1 protein-coding gene is annotated in these 456 nt (G+C 75.2%); it reads right to left on the reverse strand.

Annotated elements, in window-relative coordinates; all coding sequences use genetic code 11:
* The coding region (locus V2J85_RS40655; RefSeq protein WP_330824397.1) for an alpha/beta hydrolase fold domain-containing protein at positions 1–456 on the reverse strand (456 nt) is incomplete at both ends.

Genomic DNA, 456 nt, shown 5'->3' on the forward strand with positions numbered 1-456 from the left:
GACGTGCACCATGCCGGGCCAGACCTCCAGCACCCCGGTCCCTCCCGCGCGCCGCAGGCCCTCCGCGAACCGCTCGGCGTCGCTGAGGAGGATCTCGCGGCTGCCCACCTGAAGGAGCACCGGGGGCAGGCCCGCGAGGTCCCCGAAGAGCGGGGAGACGTACGGGTCGGTGGGGGCGGTGCCCGCCCGGTACGACGTGGACACCAGGTCCACGACGGGCTTGCTGAGCATGGGGTCCTCGTCCTCCAGGGCGCGGTAGCTCTCCCCGCTGCCCGTGAGGTCGGTCCACGGTGAGACACAGGCCGCCGCTGCGGGCAGCGGCAGCCCCGCGTCCCGCAGCCTCAGCAGCGTCGCGAGCACCAGACCGCCGCCCGCCGAGTCGCCCGCGAGGACCACGTCGGAGGCGTCGAGCCCGTCGGCGAGCACGCTCCGGTACGCGGCCACGGTGTCGTCGAG

The sequence above is a fragment of the Streptomyces bugieae genome, from assembly GCF_036352915.1.
In the GTDB taxonomy this organism is placed as follows: Bacteria; Actinomycetota; Actinomycetes; order Streptomycetales; family Streptomycetaceae; genus Streptomyces; species Streptomyces endophytica.